Origin of the sequence: Deinococcus aquaticus, from assembly GCF_028622095.1 — a bacterium.
Lineage (GTDB): Bacteria > Deinococcota > Deinococci > Deinococcales > Deinococcaceae > Deinococcus > Deinococcus aquaticus.
This window is the reverse complement of the sequence record NZ_CP115165.1, coordinates 1,339,439-1,365,670: the sequence shown is the minus strand read 5'-3', so window position 1 is coordinate 1,365,670 and position 26,232 is coordinate 1,339,439. Positions and strand designations below refer to the sequence as shown.

22 protein-coding genes are annotated in these 26,232 nt (G+C 69.0%); 10 read left to right on the top strand and 12 right to left on the bottom strand.

Annotated features, from left to right (window positions below; genetic code table 11):
- Window positions 1–100: 100 nt before the first annotated feature.
- Both M8445_RS06665 and M8445_RS06660 read right to left on the bottom strand, forming a co-directional pair.
- Window positions 101–4,963: a glutamate synthase-related protein gene (locus tag M8445_RS06665; RefSeq protein ID WP_273990545.1), complete on the bottom strand. Its 4,863-nt coding sequence runs from the start codon at window positions 4,961–4,963 to the stop codon at window positions 101–103.
- A gap of 321 nt (window positions 4,964–5,284) precedes the next feature.
- On the bottom strand, window positions 5,285–6,157 hold the full coding sequence (locus M8445_RS06660) for a metallophosphoesterase (RefSeq protein WP_273990544.1): 873 nt from the start codon (window positions 6,155–6,157) through the stop codon (window positions 5,285–5,287).
- Between the two features lie 109 nt (window positions 6,158–6,266).
- On the opposite strand from M8445_RS06660, the gene M8445_RS06655 reads away from it, so the two are divergent.
- Window positions 6,267–6,569, top strand: coding sequence for a hypothetical protein (locus tag M8445_RS06655; RefSeq protein ID WP_273990541.1), 303 nt, complete (start codon window positions 6,267–6,269; stop codon window positions 6,567–6,569).
- On the top strand, window positions 6,566–7,375 hold the full coding sequence (locus tag M8445_RS06650; protein WP_273990540.1) for a metallophosphoesterase: 810 nt from the start codon (window positions 6,566–6,568) through the stop codon (window positions 7,373–7,375). The genes M8445_RS06655 and M8445_RS06650 overlap by 4 nt, the downstream gene beginning before the upstream one ends.
- A gap of 69 nt (window positions 7,376–7,444) precedes the next feature.
- On the opposite strand, the gene M8445_RS06645 is transcribed toward M8445_RS06650, so the two are convergent.
- Window positions 7,445–8,107: a nucleotidyltransferase family protein gene (locus M8445_RS06645; protein ID WP_273990539.1), complete on the bottom strand. Its 663-nt coding sequence runs from the start codon at window positions 8,105–8,107 to the stop codon at window positions 7,445–7,447.
- 159 nt (window positions 8,108–8,266) lie between these two features.
- Between M8445_RS06645 and M8445_RS06640 the strand changes: the two genes are divergently transcribed.
- Window positions 8,267–8,731: an SRPBCC family protein gene (locus tag M8445_RS06640; protein WP_273990538.1), complete on the top strand. Its 465-nt coding sequence runs from the start codon at window positions 8,267–8,269 to the stop codon at window positions 8,729–8,731.
- A gap of 135 nt (window positions 8,732–8,866) precedes the next feature.
- Here the strand turns inward: M8445_RS06640 and M8445_RS06635 are convergent, their stop codons facing one another.
- Window positions 8,867–9,544, bottom strand: a complete 678-nt coding sequence (locus M8445_RS06635) for a hypothetical protein (RefSeq protein WP_273990537.1) — start codon at window positions 9,542–9,544, stop codon at window positions 8,867–8,869.
- A gap of 252 nt (window positions 9,545–9,796) precedes the next feature.
- Entirely contained in the window at window positions 9,797–10,135 is a 339-nt protein-coding gene (locus tag M8445_RS06630; protein WP_273990536.1) for a hypothetical protein, read from the bottom strand.
- Between the two features lie 176 nt (window positions 10,136–10,311).
- Between M8445_RS06630 and M8445_RS06625 the strand changes: the two genes are divergently transcribed.
- The 3 genes from M8445_RS06625 to M8445_RS06615 all read left to right on the top strand — a co-directional run bounded on the left by M8445_RS06625 (window position 10,312) and on the right by M8445_RS06615 (window position 14,030).
- Window positions 10,312–11,229 carry an AAA family ATPase gene (locus M8445_RS06625; protein WP_273990535.1) on the top strand — a complete coding sequence of 306 codons (918 nt, stop codon included), beginning with the start codon at window positions 10,312–10,314 and terminating at the stop codon, window positions 11,227–11,229.
- Window positions 11,226–12,488 (top strand): VWA domain-containing protein, encoded by a 1,263-nt coding sequence (locus M8445_RS06620; RefSeq protein ID WP_273990533.1) that lies wholly within the window; start codon window positions 11,226–11,228, stop codon window positions 12,486–12,488. Before M8445_RS06625 ends, M8445_RS06620 begins: the two co-directional genes overlap by 4 nt.
- A gap of 180 nt (window positions 12,489–12,668) precedes the next feature.
- A complete protein-coding gene (locus M8445_RS06615) occupies window positions 12,669–14,030 on the top strand; it encodes a Vgb family protein (RefSeq protein WP_273990532.1) in 1,362 nt (453 codons plus the stop codon).
- A 94-nt stretch (window positions 14,031–14,124) separates the two neighbouring features.
- On the opposite strand, the gene M8445_RS06610 is transcribed toward M8445_RS06615, so the two are convergent.
- Together M8445_RS06610 and M8445_RS06605 are read right to left on the bottom strand one after the other, a co-directional pair.
- Entirely contained in the window at window positions 14,125–14,997 is an 873-nt protein-coding gene (locus tag M8445_RS06610; RefSeq protein WP_273990531.1) for an ABC transporter permease, read from the bottom strand.
- Complete coding sequence (locus M8445_RS06605; RefSeq protein WP_273990529.1) at window positions 14,990–15,970, bottom strand: ABC transporter ATP-binding protein; 981 nt, start codon at window positions 15,968–15,970, stop codon at window positions 14,990–14,992. Before M8445_RS06605 ends, M8445_RS06610 begins: the two co-directional genes overlap by 8 nt.
- 209 nt (window positions 15,971–16,179) lie before the next feature.
- Here M8445_RS06605 and M8445_RS06600 point away from each other — a divergent pair, with 209 nt between their 5' ends.
- Window positions 16,180–17,868, top strand: coding sequence for a GGDEF domain-containing protein (locus M8445_RS06600; RefSeq protein WP_273990528.1), 1,689 nt, complete (start codon window positions 16,180–16,182; stop codon window positions 17,866–17,868).
- Window positions 17,869–18,105: 237 nt separating this feature from the next.
- Window positions 18,106–19,152: a transposase gene (locus M8445_RS06595; RefSeq protein WP_273988203.1), complete on the top strand. Its 1,047-nt coding sequence runs from the start codon at window positions 18,106–18,108 to the stop codon at window positions 19,150–19,152.
- Window positions 19,153–19,277: 125 nt separating this feature from the next.
- Here the strand turns inward: M8445_RS06595 and M8445_RS06590 are convergent, their stop codons facing one another.
- Window positions 19,278–20,222: an aldo/keto reductase family protein gene (locus tag M8445_RS06590; RefSeq protein WP_273990526.1), complete on the bottom strand. Its 945-nt coding sequence runs from the start codon at window positions 20,220–20,222 to the stop codon at window positions 19,278–19,280.
- Between the two features lie 114 nt (window positions 20,223–20,336).
- The gene (gene paaZ, locus M8445_RS06585; RefSeq protein WP_273990524.1) at window positions 20,337–22,436 is read right to left on the bottom strand and encodes a phenylacetic acid degradation bifunctional protein PaaZ; all 2,100 of its coding nucleotides are present in this window, start codon (window positions 22,434–22,436) and stop codon (window positions 20,337–20,339) included.
- Window positions 22,437–22,629: 193 nt separating this feature from the next.
- Here paaZ and map point away from each other — a divergent pair, with 193 nt between their 5' ends.
- Together map and M8445_RS06575 are read left to right on the top strand one after the other, a co-directional pair.
- Window positions 22,630–23,373, top strand: a complete 744-nt coding sequence (gene map, locus M8445_RS06580) for a type I methionyl aminopeptidase (RefSeq protein ID WP_273990523.1) — start codon at window positions 22,630–22,632, stop codon at window positions 23,371–23,373.
- A 371-nt stretch (window positions 23,374–23,744) separates the two neighbouring features.
- Window positions 23,745–24,272 (top strand): hypothetical protein, encoded by a 528-nt coding sequence (locus M8445_RS06575; RefSeq protein ID WP_273990522.1) that lies wholly within the window; start codon window positions 23,745–23,747, stop codon window positions 24,270–24,272.
- Between the two features lie 20 nt (window positions 24,273–24,292).
- Here the strand turns inward: M8445_RS06575 and paaD are convergent, their stop codons facing one another.
- The 3 genes from paaD to M8445_RS06560 are packed head-to-tail and all read right to left on the bottom strand — an operon-like array spanning window position 24,293 to window position 26,207.
- Window positions 24,293–24,805, bottom strand: coding sequence for a 1,2-phenylacetyl-CoA epoxidase subunit PaaD (gene paaD / locus M8445_RS06570; RefSeq protein ID WP_273990521.1), 513 nt, complete (start codon window positions 24,803–24,805; stop codon window positions 24,293–24,295).
- Window positions 24,806–24,834: 29 nt separating this feature from the next.
- The gene (paaC, locus tag M8445_RS06565; RefSeq protein WP_273990520.1) at window positions 24,835–25,614 is read right to left on the bottom strand and encodes a 1,2-phenylacetyl-CoA epoxidase subunit PaaC; all 780 of its coding nucleotides are present in this window, start codon (window positions 25,612–25,614) and stop codon (window positions 24,835–24,837) included.
- Entirely contained in the window at window positions 25,611–26,207 is a 597-nt protein-coding gene (locus M8445_RS06560) for a phenylacetic acid degradation protein (protein WP_273990519.1), read from the bottom strand. Before M8445_RS06560 ends, paaC begins: the two co-directional genes overlap by 4 nt.
- Window positions 26,208–26,232 lie beyond the last annotated feature (25 nt).

Below are 26,232 nucleotides of genomic sequence, written 5' to 3'. Positions count from 1 at the left end.
AGAAGGGCGCTGCCATGCTGTTTCATCTCCTGAGTCCCGTCCAGACTCGTACTCGCATCCGCTCGGCTCCGTTCAGCACGACACTGAACGGAGCGGAGTGTTATTTGGTGAGCGTGCCCTGCGCGGCCACGGCGTTGGCGGGCTGCGCGGTCTGCATGCTGGTGGTGTCGGCGGCGTGAACGGTCCCGGCGTCGCTGTCGGTGCGTTCCCGCAGGGCGCGCTGGTACTCGCGGGGGAAGACCTTCACGAATTTCCGCAGGCTGTTCTCCCAGTCGTCGAGGAGTTCGCTGGCGCGCTGCGAGCCGGTCCACTTGTGGTGGTTTTCCAGCAGGCCGCGCAGGTGCGCCTCGTCGCTCTGGCCCATGTGCAGGCCGCTGGCGGGCGTGTGGGCCAGCTGCTCGGCTTCGGGTTCCAGGGGCAGCAGGTCGACCATGCTGGTGTTGCAGCGCTGCGCGAACTTGCCGTCCACGTCGTACACGTACGCGACGCCGCCGCTCATGCCTGCGGCGAAGTTCCGTCCGGTCTGGCCGAGCACGACGGCGGTGCCGCCGGTCATGTACTCGCAGCCGTGGTCGCCCACGCCTTCCACGACGGCCCGCGCGCCGCTGAGGCGCACGGCGAAGCGTTCGCCCGCCACGCCCCGGAAGAAGGCCTCACCGGTGGTCGCGCCGTACAGGACGGTGTTGCCCACGATGATGTTCTCCTCGGCGCGGCCGCGGAACTCGATGCTGGGGCGCACGACCACGCGGCCGCCGGACAGGCCCTTGCCGGTGTAGTCGTTGGCGTCCCCGATCAGGTACAGGGTGATGCCGGGGGCCAGGAACGCGCCGAAGCTCTGGCCGCCCGTGCCTTCCATCTGGATGAACACGGTGTTGTCCGGCAGGCCCTGCGGGTGGCGGCGGATCAGTTCGCCGGACAGCATCGCGCCGACGGTGCGGTTCACGTTGCGCACGTCCTGAAGGAAGTGCACTTTCACGCCGGTGTCGAAGGCGGGGCGGCACTTGTCGATCAGTTGCAGGTCCAGCGCGCGGTCCAGGCCGTGGTCCTGGGTGTGCAGGTGGCGGGTGCCGACCCCTTCGGGCAGTTCCGGGCGGTAGAACACGCGGCTGAAGTCCAGGCCCTGCGCTTTCCAGTGCTCGATGCCCTTGCGGGTGTCGAGCAGGTCGCTGCGGCCCGTCAGTTCGTTCAGGGTGCGGATGCCCAGGCTGGCCATGATGGTGCGGACTTCCTCGGCGATGAAGAAGAAGAAGTTGATGACGTGCTCGGGTTTCCCCTGGAAGCGGGCGCGCAGCAGCGGGTCCTGCGTGGCCACGCCGACGGGGCAGGTGTTCAGGTGACACTTGCGCATCATGATGCAGCCCTGCGCGACCAGCGGGGCGGTGGCGAAGCCGAACTCGTCCGCGCCGAGCATGGAGGCGATCACGACGTCACGGCCGGTCTTGAGTTGCCCGTCGGTCTGCACGCGCACCCGGTCACGCAGGCGGTTCAGGACCAGCGTCTGCTGCGTTTCCGCCAGACCCAGTTCCCAGGGCGACCCGGCGTGCTTGATGCTGCTCCAGGGGCTCGCACCCGTGCCGCCGTCATGCCCGGCGATCACGATGTGGTCGGCCTTGGCCTTGGCGACCCCGGCAGCAATGGTGCCCACGCCGACTTCCGAGACGAGTTTCACGCTGATGTCCGCGCGGGAGTTCACGTTCTTCAGGTCGTGGATCAGCTGCGCGAGGTCCTCGATGGAGTAGATGTCGTGGTGCGGGGGCGGGCTGATCAGGCCCACGCCGGGCACGCTGTGGCGCAGGAACCCGATGTACTCGCTGACCTTCCCGCCGGGCAGCTGGCCGCCCTCGCCGGGCTTGGCGCCCTGCGCCATCTTGATCTGGATCTGGTCGGCGCTGGTCAGGTAGCCGGTGGTGACGCCAAAGCGGCCCGAGGCGACCTGTTTGATCTTGCTGCGCAGGCTGTCGCCGGGTTCCAGCGGGTAGTCCACCTCGACGCGTTTCTGGCCGTCGGCGCTTTCACCGAGGATGCTGGCCAGGGTGTGGCCCTCGCCGAGGGTCTCGCCGCGCATCTCGCGTTCGTAGCGGGCGGGGTCCTCGCCGCCCTCGCCGGTGTTGCTCTTACCGCCGATGCGGTTCATGGCGACGGCCAGCGTGGTGTGCGCCTCGGTGCTGATCGAGCCGAGGCTCATGGCGCCGGTGGCGAAGCGTTTGACGATCTCGCTGGCCGCCTCGACTTCCTCAATGGGAATGGGCGTGAGGCCCTCGGTCTTGAAGTCGAACAGGCCGCGCAGGGTCATGTGGCGCTTGCTCTGGTCGTTGATGATGCGGGCGTACTCCTCGAAGGTGCTGTACGAGCCGCTGCGCACCGAGTGTTGCAGCTTGGCGATCGAGTCCGGCGTCCACATGTGCTCCTCGCCGCGCACGCGCCACGCGTACTCGCCGCCCGCGTCGAGGCTGTGTGCCAGGACGGGGTCCTCGCTGAACGCCGCGCGGTGGTTACGCAGGGCTTCCTCGGCCACCTCGAAGATGCCGATGCCGCCGACCTGCGTGGGCGTGCCGTAGAAGTACTTCTGCACGAAGTCGCTCTTCAGACCGATGGCCTCGAACAGCTGCGCGCCGCAGTAACTCATGTACGTGCTGACGCCCATCTTGGACATGATCTTGCTCATGCCCTTGCCGATGGCCTTGATGTAGTTGCGCATGGCCTTCCCGGCCCCGATGCCGCCCAGGTCGGGCACGCCGGGCACGTCGGCGTGCAGGTTGATCAGGGTTTCCAGCGCCAGGTACGGGTGAATGGCTTCCGCGCCGAACCCGGCCAGCACGGCAAAGTGATGCACCTCGCGGGCGTCCCCGGTTTCCACGACCAGACCGACTTTCATGCGCAGACCGGCCTTCACGAGGTGGTGGTGCACGCTACTGAGCGCCAGCACGCTGGGAATGGCGACGCGTTCGCGGTCCACGCGGCGGTCACTGATGATGATGATGTTGTGGCCGCTCTCGATGGCGTCCACGGCCCAGGCGTTGATGGTGGCGATCTTGGCCTCGACGCCGCGCGCGCCCCACTCGGCGGGGTAGGTGATGTCCAGTTCGTAGGCCTTGAACTTGCCACGCGTGTACTCCTCGATGGAGCGCACGCGGGCCATGTCGTCGAAGTCCAGGATGGGCTGCTCGACTTCCAGGCGCAGCTGGGGGTTGACCGCGTTGATGTCCAGCAGGTTCGGGCGCGGCCCCACGAACGACACGAGGCTCATGACCACGGCTTCGCGGATCGGGTCGATGGGCGGGTTGGTCACCTGCGCGAACAGCTGCTTGAAGTACGAGTACAGGGGCTTGTTCTTGCCGGACAGCACGGCCAGCGGGCTGTCGTTGCCCATGCTGCCGATGCCTTCCTCGCCGCTCAGGGCCATGGGGCCCATCAGGAACTTCAGGTCCTCCTGGGTGTACCCGAAGGCCTGCTGGCGTTCCAGCAGCGGCTCGCGGAACTGCGCGACCGTGCCGGACTCGTCACTGTCATCCAGGCGGAAGCGGGTGTTCTCGACCCACTGCGCGTAGGGTTTGGCCGACGAGAACTGGTTTTTCAGTTCGTCGTCCTCGATGATGCGGCCCTGCTCGAAGTCGATCAGGAACATGCGGCCCGGTTGCAGGCGCCACTTCTTGACGATCTTGCTCTCGGGAACCGGCAGCACGCCGGACTCGCTGGCCAGGATCACGAGGTCGTCGCGGGTCTGCACGTAGCGGGCGGGGCGCAGTCCGTTGCGGTCCAGGGTCGCGCCCACCTGACGGCCATCTGTGAAGACCATCGCAGCCGGGCCGTCCCAGGGTTCCATCATGCTGGCGTGGTACTCGTAGAACGCGCGGCGGCTGGGGTGCAGGTTCTCGTTCTGCTCCCAGGCTTCCGGGATCATCATCATGGCGGCGTGCGCCATGGGGTACCCGGCCAGGGTCAGGAGTTCGAGCGCGTTGTCGAAGGTGGCGGTGTCGCTCTCGCCCTCGAAGGAGATCGGGTAGAGCTTCTTCAGGTCGTCGCCCAGCACGGGGCTCTGCATGATGCCCTCGCGGGCACGCATCCAGTTGAAGTTCCCCTTGACGGTGTTGATCTCGCCGTTGTGCGCGACCATGCGGTACGGGTGCGCCAGGGGCCACTCGGGGAAGGTGTTCGTGCTGAAGCGCTGGTGCACCAGGGCCAGGGCCGAAACGACCCGCGCGTCCTGCAGGTCCAGGTAGTACTCGCCGACCTGCGTGGCCAGCAGCAGGCCCTTGTAGATCACGGTGCGGCAGGACATGCTGGGCACGTAGTACTCGGCGCCGTGCGTGAAGTTCAGCGCGCGGATGGCGTTGCTCGCGCGGCGGCGAATCACGTACAGCTTGCGTTCCAGGGCGTCCGGGACCAGGGTGTCGGGTCCGGCGCCGATGAAGATCTGCCGGATGACGGGTTCCTTCTCGCGGACGGTGGGGCTCATGGGCATCTCGGCGTTCACGGGCACGTCACGCCAGCCCAGCACGACCTGACCCTCGGCCTGCACGGCGCGTTCGAGTTCCTGCTCGCAGGCACGGCGCGAGGCGATTTCCTTGGGCAGGAAGATCATGCCGACGCCGTAATCGCCCAGGGGGGGCAGCGTGACGCCCTGCTCGGCAAATTCGGCGCGGTAGAACTCGTCGGGAATCTGGATCAGGATGCCGGCCCCGTCGCCCATCAGGGGGTCCGCGCCGACCGCGCCCCGGTGGTCGAGGTTCTCGAGGATCTTCAGGCCCTGCTGGATGATCGAGTGGTTTTTCTGGCCCTTGATGTGCGCCACGAAGCCCACGCCGCAGGCGTCGTGTTCCTGCGCGGCGTAGAGGCCCTGCTCGCGCGCGCCGCGCTGTTCGGCGGCGGAGGGCGTGTGCAGACCGTTTCCGGTCTGGACCGGTTCGTTCTGGGGGGTGTGCGGCACTGCAGCCGGAGTCACCCGGTTGTCTGTTCTGTTCATGTTGACGCTCCCATCTCGCACGTGACTCGCTCGCCCGCAGGGTGCAGGCTGCTAGAATCCACCATACAGAGAGATGCATGTCTATGCAGGGCCGTTGTTTATAACGGGTCCAATCTTCTGCGCACTATTTCTCCGGCAGCCCGCCCATCTAGCCCCCGCTGTGGCAATAAAATTAATTAAGCTGGCGTTTTTACGCAATTAAGCCGGCCCAGAGCGCCCGAGGCGACGCAAGGAATGAAGTGCTTCCATGCACGCCCCCATCAGACCCCGCCTACACCATTCCCTTCACCCGGCGGGGGGCACACCCCACCTGACGCCGGGTCAGCCGGCAGCCGGGCTCAGCTGCAGGAGCGTGATTTCCGGTTCGCACAGGTTCCGCACCGGCAGGCCGCTCAGGCCCAGGCCCCGGCTGACATACGCGGGCGTGGCGTGCTGCCCCTGTACCCATCCCATCGCGTACCGCTGCCCGAACGCGCTGGGCACCACTGGCGCCCCAATCAACGGAAGGCGCACCTGCCCGCCGTGCGTGTGCCCGCACAGCACCAGTCCCACCGGGCGCGGCAGGTCGGGCAGCAGGTCCGGGTTGTGAGTGACCAGCAGCGTCGCCCGCTCCTGCGCGCCCGCCAGGGCCGCCGTCACGTCCAGCTTGCCGAACCACAGGTCGTCCGTGCCGCCCACCCACAGGTCGCCCCGCACCGCGCGGCCCTCGTCCCGCAGGATCGTCACGCCCGCCCCCGAGAACGCCGCCGTCAGTTCCGCGCGTTTGGCGGCCCAGTCCGCTCGGGGCGCGCCGTACTGCCGCCCGCCGTACCGTCCGAAACTGCCGTAATCGTGGTTGCCCCACACGCCCAGCACGCCCAGGGGTGCGCGCAGGCGCCCCAGTTCGCGCAGCAGCGGCCCCGGCAGGTCGTCCATGCGGGCGTCCAGCTGATCGCCGCCCAGCAGCACCAGATCGGGCCGCAGGTCGTTCGTGGCGTCCACCCAGGCCGCCACGCTCCCGGCCCCGATGAACAGCCCGTAGTGCAGGTCCGTCAGGAACACGGCCCGCAGCGGCGCGCGCAGGCCCGGCAGCGTGCGGGCGTGGCGGGTCACGCCGAAGCGGTACGCCTGCGCCGCCCCCGCCCCGCCCGCCACCAGCGCCGCCGCGCCCCCCCCGGCCAGGGTGCGCAGGAACAGACGTCGGGTCACGGTCATCCGCACCAGCCTAGCGCCCACTGACGGCCCGGAACGTCCCCCGGAAGATGCAGCCCGCTGCCCGCTCCCCCGCCCCGCAGCTCTCACAGCGGCGCGCTAGACTGCCGGGATGCACGCCGAGCCCGAGAATCTGCTGGTCATAGACGTACTGGACGAGGACGCCGGACTGGCGGACGTGGAGGACCTGCGGGGCCGCACCTTTCAACTGCCGGCCGAGTGGCTGCCAGGCGCGGCCGACGGCGCAGCGTACCGCGTGAGCGTCAGCGGCGCGCAGGTGACCTTCACGCCCGACCCGAACGGCGCGGCCCTGCTGCGCGAACGCAGCAAGCAGACGCTGCTGGACTTCAGCGACGAACCCGACAGTGACCGGCCCGACAGCGGGGACCGGCCCGGCAATGAGGACCGCCCGTGAGCCGGCAGGTGCTGATCATTCCCGACCTGCACGGCCGCCCGGACCTGCTACGCGCCACCCTCGAACGCTTCCCGGACGCGCACTACGTGTCGCTGGGCGACGCCATCGACCGCGGCCCGCGCTCCATGCCCGTCGTGGAGAAACTGATGGAACTGCACGCCGCCGGGCGCGCCACCCTGCTGATGGGCAACCACGAACGCATGATGCAGGAAGGCGTGAAATGGTACCGGCAGTACGAGGGCACCCACGACCTTGGGGATTACCGCAAGGCCATGGAAGGCTACCAGTGGTGGATGCGCGCCGGCGGAGAGACCGTCCGCACGGAACTGGGCGGCCTGACCCTCGAAAAATTCCCGCCGCTGCTCGAGGCATACCTGAAAGTCCTGCGGCGCGTCGTGTACGTCACCGCCGACGGCGACATCCACGACGAGGCGCCCGCGCACCCCAGCGTGATGATCGCGCACGCCTCCCCGCCCGTGCGGCACCCGCAGCACCCCAACCCGCTGTCGGCGGCGCTGTGGCTGCGGCCCTTCGAGGGACCGTTCCCGCTGCCCGACGGGGTCATGTACTCCGTGCACGGGCACACACCGGTTCCCACGCCGTCACGCATGGGCCGCCACCTGTACATCGACCTGGGCGCGTACGATACCGGCCGCCTCGCCGTGGCCGAAGTGAACGTGCACGGCCTGCCCGCCATCACGGTGTTCTGCGGGCGCGGCGAACCCGCGCGGGCCCGCAAGTACGCCCGGTTCGGGGAACCCATTCCCGTCACCCCGGTCGACCTGCCCGGCGCGCCGCCCAGGTAACGGGTGGGGGCTGTACGGGTGGGGGCTGTGGGGACACAGCCCCGCACCCCACCTCCCCCACTTCACTGCCTACGTTCCCTTCAGCCACTCTTCGGCCTGCGCCAGCGCCTCGGGGGTATCCACGTCCAGCAGCAGCGCGGCCGGGAAGGTCAGCGTGACGGCCTGCGCGGCGTGCTCGCGGATCAGGTGCCTGGGGCCGTGATCGGCGTCCGGGGCGTCCCGCACGGCCGCCAGCAGGTCCGCGCGGAACAGGTGCGGGGGCGCACGCACCGGGGCCACGCCAGGGCCCGCGTCCGGGCCCGCGTACTCGGCCAGCACGACGGGCGCGCCGGTCTCACGGTAGGCGCGGATCAGCGCGGCGTGCACGGCGGGCGTCAGGAGGGGCATATCGGCCAGCGCGAAGTTCACGGCGGCCAGCCCGGCGGGCAGGGCCCCCACGGCGGCGCGGAAAGAACTGCCCAGGCCGCGCGCCGGGTCCGGGTTCACCACGAAGGCGAAGGGTAGGCCCCGCAGGGCCTCGCGGATACCGTCGCCCACCTCGCCGGGCGGCACGGCGCACAGCAGCGTGTCGTGCCCGGCGTCCGCCAGGGCCTGCGCGGCGTGCCGCACCAGGGGCCGCCCGGCCAGCGGGGCCAGTTGCTTGGGGCCGCCCATGCGGGTGCCCAGCCCGGCTGCCAGCAGCACGCCCGCGACGGGACCGTGAGCCTGTGGCGCGTGAGAAGGTACGGTCATACCCGCATGGTAGTGCCGGCCGGACCCGCAACCGGCCTGACGGGGCAGCAGGCCAGCGGCAGATGGTAGGGGCCGCCAATCTTTCTTCAACCCCCGCCGCTTTACAATGAGAGCTGTTCTGTCAATTCACCGTGGCCCGCGCGCCGCAGGAGGTCCGCTATGAAACTCAGTTACTCAGGTCAGGAACAGGTGCAGGCCCCCCCCGCCGCCGTGTGGGCGTTCGTGCAGGACCCGGAGCGCGTGGCGCGCTGCCTGCCGGACGTGCAGGAGGTCGTCGTGCACGACCAGACGCACATGGACGCCACCGTGCAGGTCGGCGTGGGCATGGTGCGCGGCAAGTTCAAGTTCAAGATCGAGGTGCTGCCTGACGAAGCGGCGAACCGCGTGAGCGTGAAGGTGCAGGGCGGCGGGCTGGGCAGCGTCGTGGACCTGACCGCCGGAGCGAACGTCGTGGACAACGGCAACGGCACGACCACCCTGGACTGGACCGGTGACGCCACCATGCGCGGCCCGGTCGCCACGGTCGGCGGCCGCCTGCTGGACGCCCAGGCGCAGAAGCTGATCTCCAAGACCTTCGAGAACATGAGCGCGCACGTCAGTGCGTCCAGCAGCACGCTGGCCTGAGTGACAAGGTTGCGGCCGTGCAGGGCAGCCCGGTTCACCCCACGTGGGGGGCCGGGTTGCCCTGTTCCGGTCTGCCCTGGTCGGGTGGGCACGGTTCCGGGCTGGTCTGCTGCGGCCCGTCAGCAGCGGCCCGGCTCAGTCAATGCTGTCCGGCTCGCTGCTGTCCGGCTCGCTGCTGTCCGGCTCGCCGCTGTCCCGTTCGCTGATGGCCCGTTCACTGCTGGGCAGGGCCAGTGGCGCGCGCAGCGGTTCGGCGCGGATCAGGCCGTGCGGCGAGACGCTCAGCACGCGGCGTTCGGCCAGGGTCCACAGGGCGCGGTGCACGCCCATCTCGGTCGCGGCGTCCCCGCGCGGCGCGAGGCGGTCGAGGAGCGCGGTATAGCGCAGTTCGGTGTCCGGCGCGCCGCCCGCCCAGGGGGTCGCGTCGACCACAGCGCTCAGCACCTGCCGCTGCGCGGGCGTCTGGGCCAGGGCCAGCAGCGTCTCGCGGGCGCGGATGCGGGCCACGCGGGCCTCGCGTTCCGCGCGGCGGCGGGCCAGCACGGCCAGCGCTTCCGGGTCGGGGCGGGTGTCCTGCCCGGCGCGGCGTTCGGTGATCAGGCGTTCCAGGCGGGCGTCGGCGCGTTCACCCAGGCGGGTGCGGGCCTCGGTTCCGGCGGCGCGCAGGCGTTCGGCGGCGCTGTCGACCGGGCCGCGCAGCACGCTGCTGGCAGCCTGCACGGGATCGCGGGTGTCGGTGGGGTCGGTGTCGGTCAGGGCGCGGCCCAGGCGGATCAGGGTGTTCAGGGTGCGGCCAGTCTTGCTGCGGCTCATGGGGCCTCCGGGAGTGCGGCGGGTGGGGGTGGGCGTCGGCCCGTGAATACTCCCAGTCTGCCGCAGCCGCGCGTGACTTTCATCCGCCGGGGGGTGCCGTTCCCTTCACCTGAACGGCCCGCGCCTGCCAGGCCTGCGCCCGCACGGCACGGGCCCTCACGCAGCCGCGCCGCCCGGCTCCTGTCGGAGGGGGCGGCGCGGCCTGATGACGTTTCCAGCTGGGTTGTGTTCGTTCGGGTCGGCGGGCCGGGTTCAGGCGGCGCTGGAGGACCGGGCGGCCGTTTCGGCCACGCGCTGCGGGGCCAGGGCCACGTTCTGGCGGGCGGCTCGGCCTGCAGCGACCGGGGCGGGCAGGAGGGCGCCCAGGGCGAGGCTCATCAGGGCGGTCAGGGCGACGGCCATCCACAGCAGGCCGGCCTCGGTGGGGTCCATCAGGACGGTCAGGACCATGAGCGGCGCGGCGATCACGCCGTGCGCCAGGGCGGGCAGGAGGATGTTCCCGCCGTCCCGGTGCGCCTGCGCGAAGCGGCGCCCGAAGTGCAGGCCGGAGAACAGGGCGATCATCGCGCAGAGCATCAGGGGAAACGTCATGCTGGAACGGTACGCTCCGGACTCTCACCGTCCCGTCACCGGCCCCGCCACACCCGAACATTAAGATCGCGGCCCGAACCGGCTGGAGCCGCGCCAGGAGAGAGAAACATGTCTTGTAAGAATTGCTGTAAGACGGGCGCGGCGCGCCTCACCCCCCCCACCGACATGAGGGCCGCGTGAACGCCGCGCGGCCCGCCCCGGACGCGTGGCCCAGTCCCGCCGACCTGCAGGAGGCCTTCCTGACGCGCGGGTACGTGGCGGACGACGCCCTGGCGACCGCGCTGCGGCTGGTCGTGGCGCTCGGTAAGCCGCTGCTGCTGGAAGGTCCGGCCGGGGTCGGGAAGACCGAGGCCGCCAAGACGCTGGCCGGCGTGCTCGGCACGCGCCTGATCCGCCTGCAATGCTACGAGGGCCTGGACGCGCAGTCGGCGCTGTACGAGTGGAACTACGCGCGGCAACTGCTGCACCTGCGCGCTGCCGAGTTGGGAGGGCTGGGCGGCGTGACCGACGAAGACCTGTACAGCGAGCGCTTCCTGATGGCCCGCCCGCTGCTGCAGGCCATCCGCGAGGAGCGCGCGCCTGTGCTGCTGATCGACGAGGTGGACCGCGCCGACGACGCCTTCGAGGCGTTCCTGCTGGAACTGCTGGCCGAGTGGCAGATCACCGTGCCGGAACTGGGCACCATCGAGGCCCGCACCCGCCCGCACGTGATCCTCACCAGCAACCGCTCGCGGGAACTGAGTGACGCGCTGCGCCGCCGCTGCCTGTACCACTGGACCGAGTACCCCAGCCGCGCGCAGGAACTGGCCATCGTCCACGCGCGCCTGCCCGGCGTGAACGAGACGCTGGCGCAGCAGGTCACGAACGCCGTGCACGCCCTGCGCGCCCTGCCGCTGGGCAAACCGCCGGGCGTGGCGGAAACGCTGGACTGGGCGGCGGCGCTGGTCAGCCTGCACGCCGATCACCTGGACGCGGCGGGCATCCGCGCGACGCTGGGCGCGGTCCTGAAACTGCGGGAGGATCAGCTGCTGGCCGCGCCGACCCTGCAGGGGCTGGCGGCGCAGGCGGCGGCGGGCCACCAGTCGGGCGCGTGAGCGGGTTGGGGGTCATCCCGCCGGACCTGGCGTCGCAGGTGTCGGCGTTCACGGCGCGGCTGCGGGACCGGCACGACTTCCTGATCGGGCCGGGCGAGACGGCCGACGCGCTGCGGGCGCTGGGCGCGGTGGACGTGCTGGAGCGGCGCGAGGTGCGCGGGGCGCTGCGGGCGGTCCTGAGTGCCAGCCCCGAGCAGGCGCGGCTGTTCGACCTGGAATTCAACGCCTTCTTCCGGGTGGAGGGCGCGGCGCAGCCGAAACTGCCGCCGCTGCTGCCGGAAACGAAAGCGCCGGGCACCGAGCAGCAGACCGAGGCCGGACAGCCGCCCCCACCCCGGCCCGGCCAGCAACCCGCGCCGAAACCCACCCGCGCGCCCGCCCCGGACGACGCGCCGGACCCGGACGAGGACGCGCCGGACAGTCAGGCGCCGGGCCAGCCGCTGGACGGCGACGACACCGCCCCGCCGGACGACGCGGCCGTGCCCAGCCTGCGCGCCCGCCTGAGCCCGAACGCCGCGCCGGGACAGGCCGTGCAGGCGGGCGGCGACGACCTGCCGGAGCTGCTGCGGGCCGCGTCGGCGCTGGTGCGGTCGCTGCAACTGGGCCGAGCGCGCCGCCTGAAACCGCAACCCAACCGGGGGCCGAAACTGGACGCCCGCCGCACCCTGCGCGCCGCCGCCCGCACTGCCGGGGACGCCACGCTGCTGCGCTGGCTGGGCCGCCCGCGCCGCGCGCCGCGCTTCCTGCTGGTGATCGACGGGAGCCGCTCGATGGGTGCGGACGCCACGCTGCTACTGCGGTTCGCGCAGGCGCTGCATCTGCGCTCGCGGCGGGTGGAGGTCTACGCCTTCAGTACTGGCCTGACCCGCCTGACGCCCGCGCTGCGGCAGGCCGCCCCGGGCGTGCCCCTGGCCCTGCCGGACCTGGGGGAAGCCTGGGGCGGCGGCACCCGCATCGGCGAGAACCTGCTGCGGCTGGCGCGCGAGGAACGCGCCCGCGTGAACCGCGACACGCTGGTCCTGATCCTCAGTGACGGGCTGGATACCGGCGAGCCGGCGCTGGTCAGCCGGGCGCTGCGGGACCTGCGCGCCCAGGCGGGACAGGTGGTGTGGCTCTCGCCGCTGGCGGCCCTGCCGGGCTACCAGCCGGTGCAGCGGGCGATCATGGCGGCCCTGCCGTTCCTGGACGCGCTGCTGCCAGTGGCCAGCGTGGCCGACCTGCACGCCCTGCCGCGCCGCCTGAGCACCGCCCGCCGCTGAGGGTGTCATACGGACTCCGATTGAATGGCTTGCAAAGCCGCTGGGTCCGAGCGGACGCGACTCGTAGAGCTGCCCCGCAGAGGAGGAGCAGAACGGACTTCGGGAGACCCCCGCTTCACTGAGTGGCGGGCCGCCGTGTCCGTAAGGGTCCCGCAAGGCGCGGCGTGTTGAAATCCGGGCATGAAGCGATCCCTCACCGCTCTCCCCACCCACCCCCTGCGGCGGCCCGCGCGCGGCTGGCGCACCCCGGCGCTGCTGCTGGCGGCGTCGTTGCTGCTGGCCTCCTGCGGCGGGACGGGCACGCCCGCAGTCAGCGGCGCGGCGCCCGGCACGGGCGGGAACGTCACGCCGGGCGCGCTGGTGGTCAGCGTGGAGGGCGCGGCGGTGGTGGGCGCGTTCGCGCAGAGCGGCAGCCTGCGCGTCCGGAGCGTGTCACCGGCCGGTGTGGGTGCGGCCCTCGCGGCCGGGCAGGCGGGGGCGCAGCTGAGCGTGGGCACCCCGGTCGCCAGTGGCAGCGACACCCTGCTGCCCGTCACGCTGGGCGGCGCGGCCCTCGCCTCTGGTGGGTCGGTGCAACTGACCGTGACGGCCGGAACGCGCCAGCAGACCGTGACCGTGACCGTGCTGGGCAGCGCGTCCCACTCCATCCCGGCGGGCACGCCTTACCTGGCCAGCGCCGCCCGCACGCAGGGCCAGCAGGTGCTGCTGCGCGCGCCGGCCAGCGCGGACGAGGCCTCGCGGCACAGCCTGATGCGCTTCAACCCGGCGGACGCCACCTTCGCGCCCCTGGCCTTCCCAGTCACGGGATTCGAGACCATCACCAGTCACGCCGTGAGCGGCACAGACGTCTGGGTGGCGGTGCGCGGCGTGAGTGCCGAGGGCAGTTTCCTGCTGCGGCGCGGCGCGGACGGCCGCACGCAGCGGTTCCTGGCAGGCACGGTCGAGACGCTGAACAACCTGCTGGTCCTCCCGGACGGCCGCGTGGCATTCACGGCGTACGGGCAGCCGCAGGTGCTGCTGCTGGACCCGGTGGGCGGCGCGGTCAGCCGCCTTCCCACGGACGGCCCGCCCGACAGCGCCGCGCTGGGTACAGACGGCCTGCTGTACTTCACGCGGCGTGGCGACGCCCCGGCAGTCATGCAGGTGAACCCGGCCAGCGGGCAGTCCCGCGCGTTCCCGGTCGGCACGCCCGGCGTGAGCGTGCCCGGCAACCTGAACGCCGCGCCGGACGGCACGCTGTGGTTCACGGAATCCCGCACCGGCAGCCTGTGGAACCTCGACCCGGTCAGCGGGAAGCAGCGCAGCGTGACCCTGCCCACCGGCACGAACGCCCGCGCGGGCGAGGTTGCCGTGGCCCCCGACGGAACCGTCTGGGCCGCCGACACCGTGCGCGGCGACCTGCTGCGCGCCGGGCCGGGCGACACCCGCGCCGTCACCATCGACCTACCTGCCATGCCCGGCGGAGGCCCCCGCGCCCTGACCGTCGCGGCGGGCGGCACCCTCTGGTTCGAGACGGGCGGCCAGCTCGGACAGATCAGATAAGCAGCCGTTGGCAGCCGGTGATGGTCAAAGGTTGATGGTTGATGGAGGGAATCGCCGCCTCCATCAACCATCGACTTTCAACCATCACCCCCTCTTACAGGTCGCGTCGGCTGAAGCGGTACATGCCTCCCAGGACGGCCAGGACGGCCAGGACGACAGCCCAGACGACCAGACCGGCGGCGATGGGGGCGTTGGCGAAGAAGGGGTTCGCGCCGCGTGAGGCCTCGCTGATCTGAAGGGCCACGGCGGGTTGCAGGTGGTAACTGGCGCCCAGCCACAGGGCGTTGGTGGGCATCAGGGCGTTCGCGGTGCGGCCCAGGGTGGTCAGGGTGGGCGTGTCGGCGAACGTGCCGATGGACCCCAGGATGCCGCCCGTGAAGCCCACGCCGTACAGCACGAACACGCCGATGCCGTTGGCGAGCGTGGTGAACAGCGTGCTGCCCAGCACGGTCAGGGCGGTCAGCAGCAGCGTGGACAGCAGGATCAGGCCGGTCGCGGCCAGCGGGGCGGGCGGCAGGTAGCCGGTGATGGCGTACACGCCGCCGAGCAGGCCGGCGCTCAGCAGGGCCACGTAGCCGAGGTTCACGGCGCTGAAGCCCAGCCAGCGGCCCAGCACCAGTTGCGCGCGGCTGATGGGCCGGGCGATGACGCTCTGCATGACGCCGTTCTCGATGTCGCCGCTGACGGCGCCCACCGTGGACAGCACGGCCATCAGGGACCCCAGGAAGTACACGAGGTACATGCCGAACATGGCCGAGTAGATGACGGGCAGGTTCGACGCGCCGTTCAGGCTGCGGCCGTCCAGTCCGGCGTCCAGGGACCGCTGGTCCAGGGTGCCTTCCAGCCGCACGATGCCGTACAGGTAGAAGCCCAGGAACAGGGCGGTCAGCAGCAGCAACACGCTCACGAGGCGTTTACGGACCGCCTCGCGCAACGAGAGTTCCGCGATCAGCAGGGCGTTACGCACGAGCGGCCCCCTGGCCCAGGCGGGCGGTGCGGGCGCTGCTGTCCGGGGTATCCTCGATCAGATCCAGGAACATGGTTTCCAGGTCCGGGCGGCGCGGGTTCAGGGCGTACAGGCGCGCGCCGGCGGCGTGAATGGCGCTGGCGACGGCGGGAATGGCGTCCTCGTGGTCCAGCCACAGTTCCACGTCGGCGCGGCCCGGCGTGTTCGTATCGGTGTGACGCAGTTCACCCAGGCCCGCCAGGGTCTCCAGCAGGCCCGGCGGCAGGTGGTCCACGCGCACGTCCAGCGGCAGGACGCCGCCCATCAGTTCCCGCATGCTGCCCTGCCGCAGCACGCGGCCCTGTTTCACGAACGCCACGCGGTCGCACACCTGCTCGACTTCCGACAGCAGGTGCGAGTTCAGGAACACGGCCGTGCCCTCGCCGCGCAGCCGCTCAATGATCTCGCGCACCTCGACCCGCCCGATGGGGTCCAGGGCGCTGGTCGGTTCATCCAGGAACACCAGCGCCGGGCGGGCCAGGATCGCTCCGGCCAGCCCGGCGCGCTGCAACATGCCCTTGCTGTAGCCGCCCAGGTTCTCGCCGCCGCGCCCGCCCAGGCCCACGGTCTCCAGCACCTGCGGGATGCGGGCGCTCAGTTCGGCGGCCTTCAGGCCCGCCAGCCGCCCGTGAAACCGCAGGAATTCCTCGGCGGTCATCCAGGTCTGAAAGCGGAACTGCTCGGGCAGGAAGCCCAGGCGGGCCCGCACGGCCGGATCGTGCGGACTGCCGCCCAGCACCTGCACGCGCCCGCCCGTGGGGTGCACGAGACCCAGGAGCATCTTCACGGTGGTGCTCTTGCCCGCGCCGTTCGGGCCGAGGAATCCGAACACCTCGCCCGGTGGGACGGTCAGGGTCAGGCTCTCCACCACGGCCCGGCCCCGGTATTCCTTGCGCAGCTCCTGCGTTTCTATGGCGTTCACGCGGCTCAGCATAGGCGCGCGCCGCCTGCCGAATCGTCAGTCTTTCTGCGGACGGCCCGGCCCGGTGCTGCGGCGGCCCGGTGCGGCGCCGGGTTGCGCGCGCTGTGCCGCCGCCTCCCCTCGCTCTCCCCTCCCTCGCTGGGGGTGATGGGGGGGGGCCGGGAGAGCGACTTCATGGAAACTTGATACGCCGCGCTGCACAATCAGGAACAATGCCTGTCATGTCCGCCCCACTCACTCCTGGCCTGCCGGGACTGCCCGAGGCTCTCCCGCCGGAGTTGCTCGCGCAGTGGCACTCGGTGGCCAGCGACCAGGAGCGGGCGCACGCGCTGGTGACCATTGCCCGCTTCACGCGGGACTCGTCCATGCGCGGCGCGCAGCAGCTGGGCGAGGCGGCCCTGGACCTCGCCATGCAGGCCGGCGCGCCCGAGGAAGCAGTCCTGGCACTGGTCGGGCTGGGGTTCGTGGCGGCGCACCTGAACCAGCCGGACCGCTCGCAGGAGAGCGTGGCGCGCGCCACCGAACTGATTCACGAGCACGGCCTGAGTCACCTGCGGTCATCGGTGGTGAACGTGCGCGCCCTGACGCAGATGCTGATCGGCGACATGAACAGCGCCCGGCAGGATCTGCAGGAAGCCCTGAGCACTGCGCAGCAAGAAGGCCATCCGGGCGATATCGGGAACGCCCTCGTGAACCTGGGGTGGCTGGCGAACAGCGCGGGCGACCCCGGCGAGGCCCTGCACCAGCTGAACCTGCTCGAAGAGCACATTCATACCCTCAGCGACGCGGACATCATCCATGACCTGAACAACTACCTGCACGAGAACCGCGCGGCCGCGTACGTGCTGCTGGCCCGCCGCGCCCGCGACCGGGGCCGCCCGGAAGCGGCGGAGCAGGCGGCCCGCCAGGGCCTGATGGTGCTGCGCGCCGCCACGACGTCCCTGCGCACCCACCCCAGCCTGACCGCCGAGGTGCTGTGTCACGCGCACGAGAGCGCCCTGCACCTGCTGCTGGGCAACCTGAGCGGCGCGCAGCAGGCCGCCGAACGGGCCGCCGCCATGAGCAGTGACCTCGACCAGCAGCTGTACATCGAGGTGCCCATGTGCCTCGCGGAACTGCACGAGGCGCAGGGCGACCCGGCCGCCGCGCTGGCCGACTACCAGCAGGCGCTGACCCTGGTGCGCAGCCAGAAACGCCACCGGGACACGCAGGTGATCCTGCGGGCCGTGGCCGCCCTGCACGAACGCGCCGGGCAGTACCCGCAGGCCCTGCAGGTGACCCGCGACGCCCTGCAGGACACCCAGGAGGCCCTGGAACGCGTGAACACGGCCGCCCAGCGGCACCTGTCACTGGCCCACGACCTGCAACAGGCCCGCCAGGACGCCAGTTCCTGGCAGGACCGCCTGCGGCACGCCGAAACCCAGGCCCGCCAGGACCCACTGACCGGCCTGCTGAACCGCCGGGGCCTGGAAGAAGGCCTGCTGGCCCTGACCGGGAACGGCGCGGACCTGCTGGCCGCACTGTTCCTGGACATCGATCACTTCAAACGCGTGAACGACCGGCACTCTCACGCGGGCGGGGACCAGGCGCTTCAGGGCGTGGCCGGCCTGTTGCGCGCGCAGCTGACCCGCTGGCCGCAGGCGCTGCTGGCCCGCTACGGCGGCGAGGAGTTCGTGCTGATCACCCCGGTCGGCACGCACGCGCAGGCCCACGCGCTGGCCGAAGCGTGCCGCCGCGCCGTGGCCGGCCACGACTGGGCCGCGCTGCTGCCCGGCACGAACCTGACCGCCAGCGTCGGGTACGCCGTCGAACCCGGCGAACGCCTGCCCGAGGCGCTCACGCAGGCCGACGAGCACCTGTACCGCGCCAAACGCGCCGGCCGCAACCGCGTGTACCCACCCAGCGACTGATACGGACTCCGATGGAATGGTTTGCAAAAACCGTTCCATCCGAGCGGACGCGAGCAGGAGAGAAACGGGTTCCGGGCGTGGAATTGGCAACCCGGTGCTGTCCCGGGTTGTTAACGAAACAGACGGAATCCGTATGATCAAGAGTTTCCACAGGCGAGGGAATAGCGACCAGCACGAAGGCCCAGGAGGCAGGGGCTTGAAATTCCCCGGTCTCATGGGCCTTTATGCGAAGTGACTATGCCTCGCATCCCCAGCCTACCGCACAGCATCATCACCGCTCAGCTGAACCGGGTCACCAGCCTCAGTGGCCTCATCCCCTACAGCACCCTGTGTAAAAGTGCCATCTCCAAAGAGATGGCGCGGGACTCCTTCGCCTCCACGGAGGACTTCAAGCGTCGAGCCAGGAACGCGCCGGAGGGCGCGTTCCTGGCCATTGATTTCGTCATGGTGCCCCACGCCGGACGGACGATGGAAGGCGTGAACTACCACTACAGCGGTCAGGCCCAGACCCGTCTGGGCCATCAGTTCACCTCCGCGGCCCTGGTCAGGTTCGGTGAAGATCCAGTTCCGTTGCTGGAGCGCTTCAAGGTTTCCCAGGCCCTGCATACAGAGCGCTATCCTTACCGTACAGCGACTCAGGAAATGATCCACGTCGTCCAGGATTGCCTCGCGGCGGGCGTCCCCATGGCGGGTCTCCTCCTGGATGGGGAGTTCGGGCGGGACGCGGCTGTGACCTTCAGTCGCGAGCATCAGATTCCGGTATTGATCCGTGCCAAAGCCAATATGACCGTGCAGTTCGAGGGTGAGGGACTCACCCTCGGTGCGCTGAGTCGGCAGTTCCCTCCAGAACGCTGCCACCTGTACGCGGAGTTCGGGTGGCGTGTCCGTCGATTGTCGGTCACCCGTGAGGTCGGTGGGTTCGATGTCCTGATCGTGTGGCGCAAGGTGCACGGGGAGTGGACACGGTTTTTCCTGTTCAGCACGTTTGGTGGTGACGTCACGGTTCGCTCACTGCTGCGGGCCTGGAAGGCCCGCTGGGGAATTGAGGTGATTCACCGGTTCTTCAAGCAGAACCTGGGACTGGGACGCTGTCATTGCCGGACGATCCAGGCGCAGGAGAACTGGGTGTGGTGCGTGGTGGAGGCCTTTCACGCGGTGTTACGGGTGCGTAGGGAAGTACCGGGAATGACGTGGCGGGCCGCACAACGGCAGGCAGCTCAGAATGCCGAAAAGTACGTCCTGACCGGGATGGAGCAGGACGGCCCCCTGCTTGACGCCGCGTGACACGACATCAGCAGGGAAGTGGAAACTCTTGGTATGATACGGACTCCGCTGGGAGCTAGGGCGCGGGCAGCAAAACCGGCGGCCCGCCTCCGGGGTGGAGGGGGCCGCGCGAACAGACGCCGCTGTCAGCGGGTCAGGATGGTTTCGATCTGCTCGATCACGTCGCTGCTCAGGCGCACGCCGGCGGCCTTGACGGTGTCCTCGATCTGCTGGACTTTCGTGGCCCCCGTGATGACGCTGCTCACGCCTTTCTGCCGCAGGATCCAGGCGAGGGCCAGTTGCGCGCGGGTGATGTTCAGGTCGTCGGCCAAGGCCTTCAGGTCGCGGACTTTCTGGATGTTCTCGTCGGTCAGGAAGTTCTTGCCCCAGTTTTCCTTCTCGGTCAGGCGCGCGCCCTCGGGTTTGCCGTCGTCGTACTTGCCGGTCAGCAGGCCCATGGCGAGCGGGCTCCAGACGACCAGGCCCACGCCGGCCGTCTCGGTGTACGGCAGGATCTCCTTCTCGACGCGGTCGCGGCGGATCATGGAGTACTCGGGCTGCTCGGTGATGGGCGCGTGCAGGCCGTTCGCACGGGCGAACTCGACCGCCTGGGCAATGCGCGCGGCGGGCCACATGCTGGTCCCCCAGTACAGGGCCTTGCCGTCGCGGATGACCTGATCGAAGGCCATGACGATCTCTTCCATGGGCACGTCGGGGTCGTAGCGGTGCGCGAAGTACACGTCGAGGTGGTCGGTGCCCAGGCGCTTCAGGCTGCCGTCGATGCTGTGCAGGACATGCTTGCGGCTCAGGCCACGGTCGTTCACGTCGTCGCTCATGGGCCAGTACACCTTGGAGCTGATGACCAGCGTGTGGCGCGGCAGTTCACGCAGCACGTTGCCCATCAGTTCCTCGCTGCGGCCCTTGGCGTAGATGTCGGCCTGATCGAAGAAGTTGACGCCGCCGTCGTACGCGGCGGTCACGATGTCGCGCACCATCTGCTGCTCGTTCACACCGACGCCGTACGTTTCCCAGCCGCCCAGGGCGACTTCGCTGACTTTCAGACCGCTCTTGCCGAGGTTCCGGTATTCCATGCGGGATACTTTATCGGATAAAGCATCCGCCAGCCGTCAGGTGAAGCGCGCATAAAGAGACACTCAGCACAATGCCCGCCGCGTATGAAACGCCCATGCCCAGACGGCCCGCGTTCAGGCCAGTGAGCCCGGCACCTCCACAGGCGGGTCGAAGGCATCGCGCGCCCGCTCGACCAGCGTGAGAATATCGTACGTGGCGACCAGGGCGCCGTCCTGATTGGTGATCTCGCTGCGCCACTCGACCACGCCGGTCGGGCGGATCTCGCCGGGCCGCAGGTCCTTGCGGATGCGGCGCTTGCAGGTCAGGCGGGTGCGGATGGTGTCCCCGATGCCGACCGGCTCGATAAAGCGCAGGTTCTCCAGGCCGTAGTTCGCCAGCACCGGCCCCGGCGCGGGCGACACGAACTGCCCGGCCGCCGCCGAGATCAGGAAGTACCCGTGCGCCACCCGCTTCCCGAAGATGCCCTCCTTCGCGCCGATCTCATCGACGTGCGCGTAGAAGTGGTCGCCGGTCAGGCCCGCGAAGTTCACGATGTCCGCCTCGGTCACGGTGCGGCGGTGCGTGAGGAGGCTGTCCCCCACCTGGATCTCGTCGAAGGACTTGCGGAACGGGTGGACGACATCCTCGGTCACTTCGGCGCCGGGCACGAACTCGCGCGTGATGCCCGTCAGGATGGTCGGGTCGGCCTGCACCGCCACGCGGTTCATGTGATGCCGCACCGCGCTCAGGCCGCCCAGTTCCGAGCCACCCCCAGCGCGGCCCGGCCCACCGTGATTCAGTTGCGGCAGCGGCGACCCGTGCCCGGTGTTCTCCCGCGCGTTGTCACGGTTCAGCACCAGCAGGCGCCCGTGCGAGCTCGCCATGCCCAGTACCAGCTCGGTCGCCTCGGCCCGGTCGTGCGTGACGATGCTGCCAGCCAGCGAGCCCCGGCCCAGCTTGGTGAGGGTCACGGCGTCCTCCAGGGAGTCGTACGGCAGCAGCGTCACCACCGGCCCGAACGCCTCCAGCTCATGCGGCCCCCGCGCGGTCAGGGGGTTCTCGCACAGCAGCACCGTCGGGTCGAGGAACGCGCCCTTCTCGCGGTCACCGCCCAGCAGGGTCGCCTCGCCGCTGATCAGCACGCGCGTCTCCCCCGCCAGCTTCGCAAGCGTCTCGCGCACCCGCTCGCGCTGCTCCACGCTGACGAGCGCGCCCATCCGCACGTCGTCACGCGCCGGGTCGCCCAGCGTGACCTTCGCCAGTTCGCGGCGCAGGCCCTCCGTCACCGCCTCGATCAGAGAGATAGGCACCATCGCGCGGCGGATCGCGGTGCACTTCTGCCCGGCTTTCCCGGTCATCTCCCTCGCCACCTCCCGCACGAACAGCGCAAATTCCGGGTCCTCCGGCTTCACCGACAGGCCCAGCACCGACGCGTTCAGGCTGTCCGCCTCCGCGTTGAACGGCACCGACCGCCCCACGATCGCCGGATGCACCCGCAACTTTGCCGCCGTCGCCGCCGACCCCGTGAACGCCACCACGTCCTGCTCCTCCACGTGATCGAGCAGCGACCCCGGCTCCCCCGTTACCAGTTGCAGCGTCCCCTCCGGAATCAGGCCCGACGCCACAATGTCGCGCACCACCCGCTCCGTCAGGTACGCCGTCTGCGGCGCCGGCTTTACCAGACTCGGCATCCCACCAATAAACGCGGGCGCGAACTTCTCCAGCATCCCCCACACCGGGAAGTTGAACGCATTGATCTGCACCGCCACACCCTCACGCGGCACCAGCAGGTGACGGCCCACGAACGTCCCCTCCCGCCCCAGCCGCTCCACCTTGCCGTCGGGCCAGAAGCGCTCGTCCGGCAGTTCCCGCCGCGCCGCACTCGCGTAACTGAACAGCGTGCCGATCCCACCCTCGATATCCACCCACGAATCCCGCCGGGTCGCCCCCGTCAGGGTGCTCATGGCGTAATACGCCTCCTTGCGTTCCATCAGGTACGCGCCCAGTGCCCTCAGCGCCCGCGCCCGCTCATGGAACGTCATGCGCCGCAGCGCCCCACCCGCCCGCCGGCCATACGCCAGCGCCCCCCCGAAATCCACACCCTCCGACGAAATAACGGCTACCGGACGCCCATACACCGCGTCCAAGAGCAACTGCCCATCCGCATTCGCACGCCACGAGCCAGACACATAAGACGCCGGACGAAGAATCTCAGGGGTGATTGATTGAGTCACAGAAAACGCTCCTTGGAAGAGAAAGAAGAATCGAACGGAAGTTGAGGCGGAAGCCAGGCGAACATGCGCTGCGCGCACCCCCTCCCGGCCTCCCCCCTCTGCTGCGCAGCTTTGCAAGGCAAGGGGGAGGAGAAAAGAAACGGGTCACCCGATCGTCACACTCCCGGCCCCGACCGGGCGCTTACACTGCCGCATGACGATCACCACGCAGCATGAACTGGACGGCATGACCCTCGCCGGGAAGGTCGTCGCCCGCACCCTGGACGCCCTGCGCGCCGCCGTCGAACCGGGCGTGACGCCCGCCGAGTTGGACGCCCTGGCCGAGCAGGTCTTCGCGAGGTTCGGGGCGTTCTCCGCCCCGCGTGCCGAGTACGGCGCGCCCGTGAACGTATTCATCAGCGTGAACGACGACATCGTGCATGGCCTCCCCACCCACCGCCCACTCCAGGCGGGGGACGTGGTGTGCATCGACGTCACGCCGAACGTCGGCGGATTCGTCGCAGACGCCGCCATCACGGTCGCCGTGCCGCCCGTCTCCCCCATCACCGCGAACCTCATCGCCGCCGCCGAGGCTGCGCTCGCGCAGGGCCTGAACGCCGCCCGCGCCGGACGACCCCTGAACGGCATCGGCCGCGCCATCCAGACCGAGGTGCAGCGCCGGGGCTTCACGCTCCTGCCGGAACTTCAGGGGCACGGCGTGGGCCGCGCCATCCACGAAAAACCCGACGTCCCCAACTACTACCGCCCCGCGCTGCGTAAACCCCTGCACGAGGGGCTCGTGATCGCCGTGGAACCCATGATCAGCACCGGCCGCAGCCCCCGCGTCCGCACCCGCCGCGACGGCTGGACCCTCGCCACCACCGACGGCGGCATCGCCGCCCATGTCGAACACACCATCATGATCACCGAGGGAAAACCGGTGGTGCTGACCGCTTAAAATTCTTATTTCCAGAAATTCACACTGATAGAATAGACCTCCTGCGAAAGTCACTCTGACTCCTGAATATGCGCGGCGATTTCTCCTTGCAGACGACAGCAGCGGATAAGCGAGGTGACCAACAACCCACTTTCGCAGGAGGCCCAATAAATCACCGCCTAAATTTACGCGATCTGCAGAATTGAGTTTTTGTTCAAATGCATTTGTATTTCCCTTAGATCTCCTATTGAAATAGAAATTCACCATTAAACAATCCATCTTAAAACTCCCGCCCTAGAATAATAGCTTGGGCAAAAAAAATGATTAAAAACAATCTATCTCGGCAGGCCCTCCTCATGGAAATATTTTTTCAAATGTGATAATATTGTGCCATGAAGCCCAACGCGGCATTAACCCTGGTTGGATTCCTTTGTATGTCCTGCTCGCCCTCAACAACATACTCAAATCATTCACCCTCCATCAAGAATCTTGACCGCATATATCTAATGAGAGAAAATTTTTCCAAGCTTGATAAATATTTTCAGAGTGCAGGGTTCAAAGAGTCTGCCGATGCGGCCAAGAGTTGCGAGCCTCTCATTAAATATTACAGAGAAAGAGCTCTTACCGATGGAAAGGTGTTCATTGGTTTTAAATCTTATACTTATTCCGGAGATCAAGCCAAAGTCATGGAGTCAATCATCTCATCTCTTATTTCACTCAAATATGACATTAGTGGATGGAGCGACTTAAAAGCAGATAGACCCAAGGGAATATATGTATATTATAAATTTAAAGAGCCTGGAATCAGCAACCCCTCCGGACTGTTTCCCCTAGAATACAAAGACTATCTCCACATCAACCTATCCCCAGTAGAAAATTCATTTTTCACCGCATGCCTAATAACAACTGGAGTCAAATAACCTGAAATGCGCTGAGTGACCTAGAGGCTCTTGAACCCCTCGAACGGTTCGCGGCAGGCGTCGCAGACGTACATGCGTTTGCATAACGTCGGGCCGAAGCTGGCGGTCATGCGGACGTTCAGGCTGCCGCAGCGGGGGCAGCGGGTGGGTTCCGCGTCCAGCTGAATCAGCTGTCCTTCCCCGGTGGGGGCGGGGGGGGCGATACCGTACTGCCGCAGCCGTTCGCGGGCGTCGTCGCCTATCCAGTCGGTCGTCCAGGGGGGCGTGAGGGTGCTTTTTACTTCAATGTCCGTCACGCCCAGGTCACGCACGGCCTGCTCGATGCTGTCCCGGATGACGTGCAGGGCGGGGCAGCCGCTGAAGGTGGGCGTGAACGTGACGGTCACGCGCCCCGCGTCGCTCACGGTCACGTCGCGGACCATGCCCATGTCCGTGATGCTCACGACGGGAATCTCGGGGTCCGGGACGCTGGCGAGCGCGGCCCAGACCGTAGATGGTTGAAGGTTGATGGTCGATGAGGTGTGTTCCTCCATCAACTTTCGACTATCAACCTTCAACCGTTTCACCAGACCTCGGCGGTGGGGTATTCCCGCGCGACGCTCTGCATTTCTTCCAGCAGGGGGGCGAGGTGTTCGGTGTGCGTGTCGCGGCCCGGTTGGGCGTCGGGGGTGGCGGGGAGGGTCAGACCGCATTTCTCGGTGAGGTGCCGGGTGACGAGGTCGGTCCAGCGGACGTGCACGGCGTTCAGGTCGGGGAGGATGCCCGCTGCGGTCAGCTCGGCCTCACCGTGGGTGGGTTGGAAGAGTTGCGCGGCGTGCGGCCACAGTTCGGTCAGGGCGGCCTGGGTGCGGCGTTCGCTTTCGGGCGTGCCGAGGGCGAGGCGTTCGGCCCACAGAGCGGTGTGTTGCAGGTGGAATTTCTCCTCACGCGCGGCTTTCGCGGCGATCTCCGCCAGGGGCGCGTAGGTGCTGCGGGTGGCGGCCTCCAGCCAGAGGGCCTCGTAGGTGTCGTACAGGAACTGGCGGATCATCGTGAACGCCCAGTCGCCCTTCGGGAGTTCCACGAGGCGGGTGTTCAGGTAGTCGTCCGGGCCGCGCCAGAACGCCACCTGATCGGGGTCGCTGCCGCCGAGGTTCTGCGCGAGGGTCAGGTACAGGCCCGCGTGGCCCAGTTCGTCCTGCGCGATGTTCGCCAGCGCGATGTCCTCTTCCAGGATGGGGGCGTGCCCGGTCCACTCGCCGTTCCGGTGCGCGACTACGATCTCGTCGTCGGCGAGGACCGTGAGTTTCAGGAGGAGGGCCTGCGTCTGCGTGTCGGTGAGGGCTTGGGTGCCAGTGGTCATGCGCTGTCCTCGCTGGGGGCGCGGCCCGGCATCAGGCCCGCGCGTTTAAGTTCGCCGACGTGACGGCCAATCACGCCGTAATGCTGCTGCTGCTTGTACGTCTTGTCTTTCGCGGGCGCGAACCAGCTCTCGACGGTGCCGGGGTCCTCGTCGGTGCGGACGACGACCGTTTCCGGGAAGACCATCCAGGCCAGGACTTCCGGGTGCATGATCTGCGCCTGCCGCAGCGCGTCGCCGCTCCCCGTGGCCTGCACGGTGCCGCTGAGATCCACGAAGGTCATGGAGCGTTTGTTCGTGCGTTTCACGCCCACGTGGTACGTGCCCGTCTCGCCCGGCGTGCCCAGCAGCGCGGGATTCGTGGTCAGTTCCTCGGGCGTGGCGGTCAGGATGTCGCTTTCCAGCACGCACCAGAGGCTCACGGCGGCGGGGCGGCGCACGAACACGTTCCGGGCCGTCAGCAACGCGTGCTGCGGGTCACCGGCGTGCACACTGCCCACCGCCTGATGCGGGCGGCCCTGGGCGTCCTGCTTGAACACCTCCCAGCGCGGCCACTGCGTATCGGCGGGCTGGGAGTGGGATTGAGGTTGAGTCATGGGGTTCCTTTCTGGGCTGAGGGGC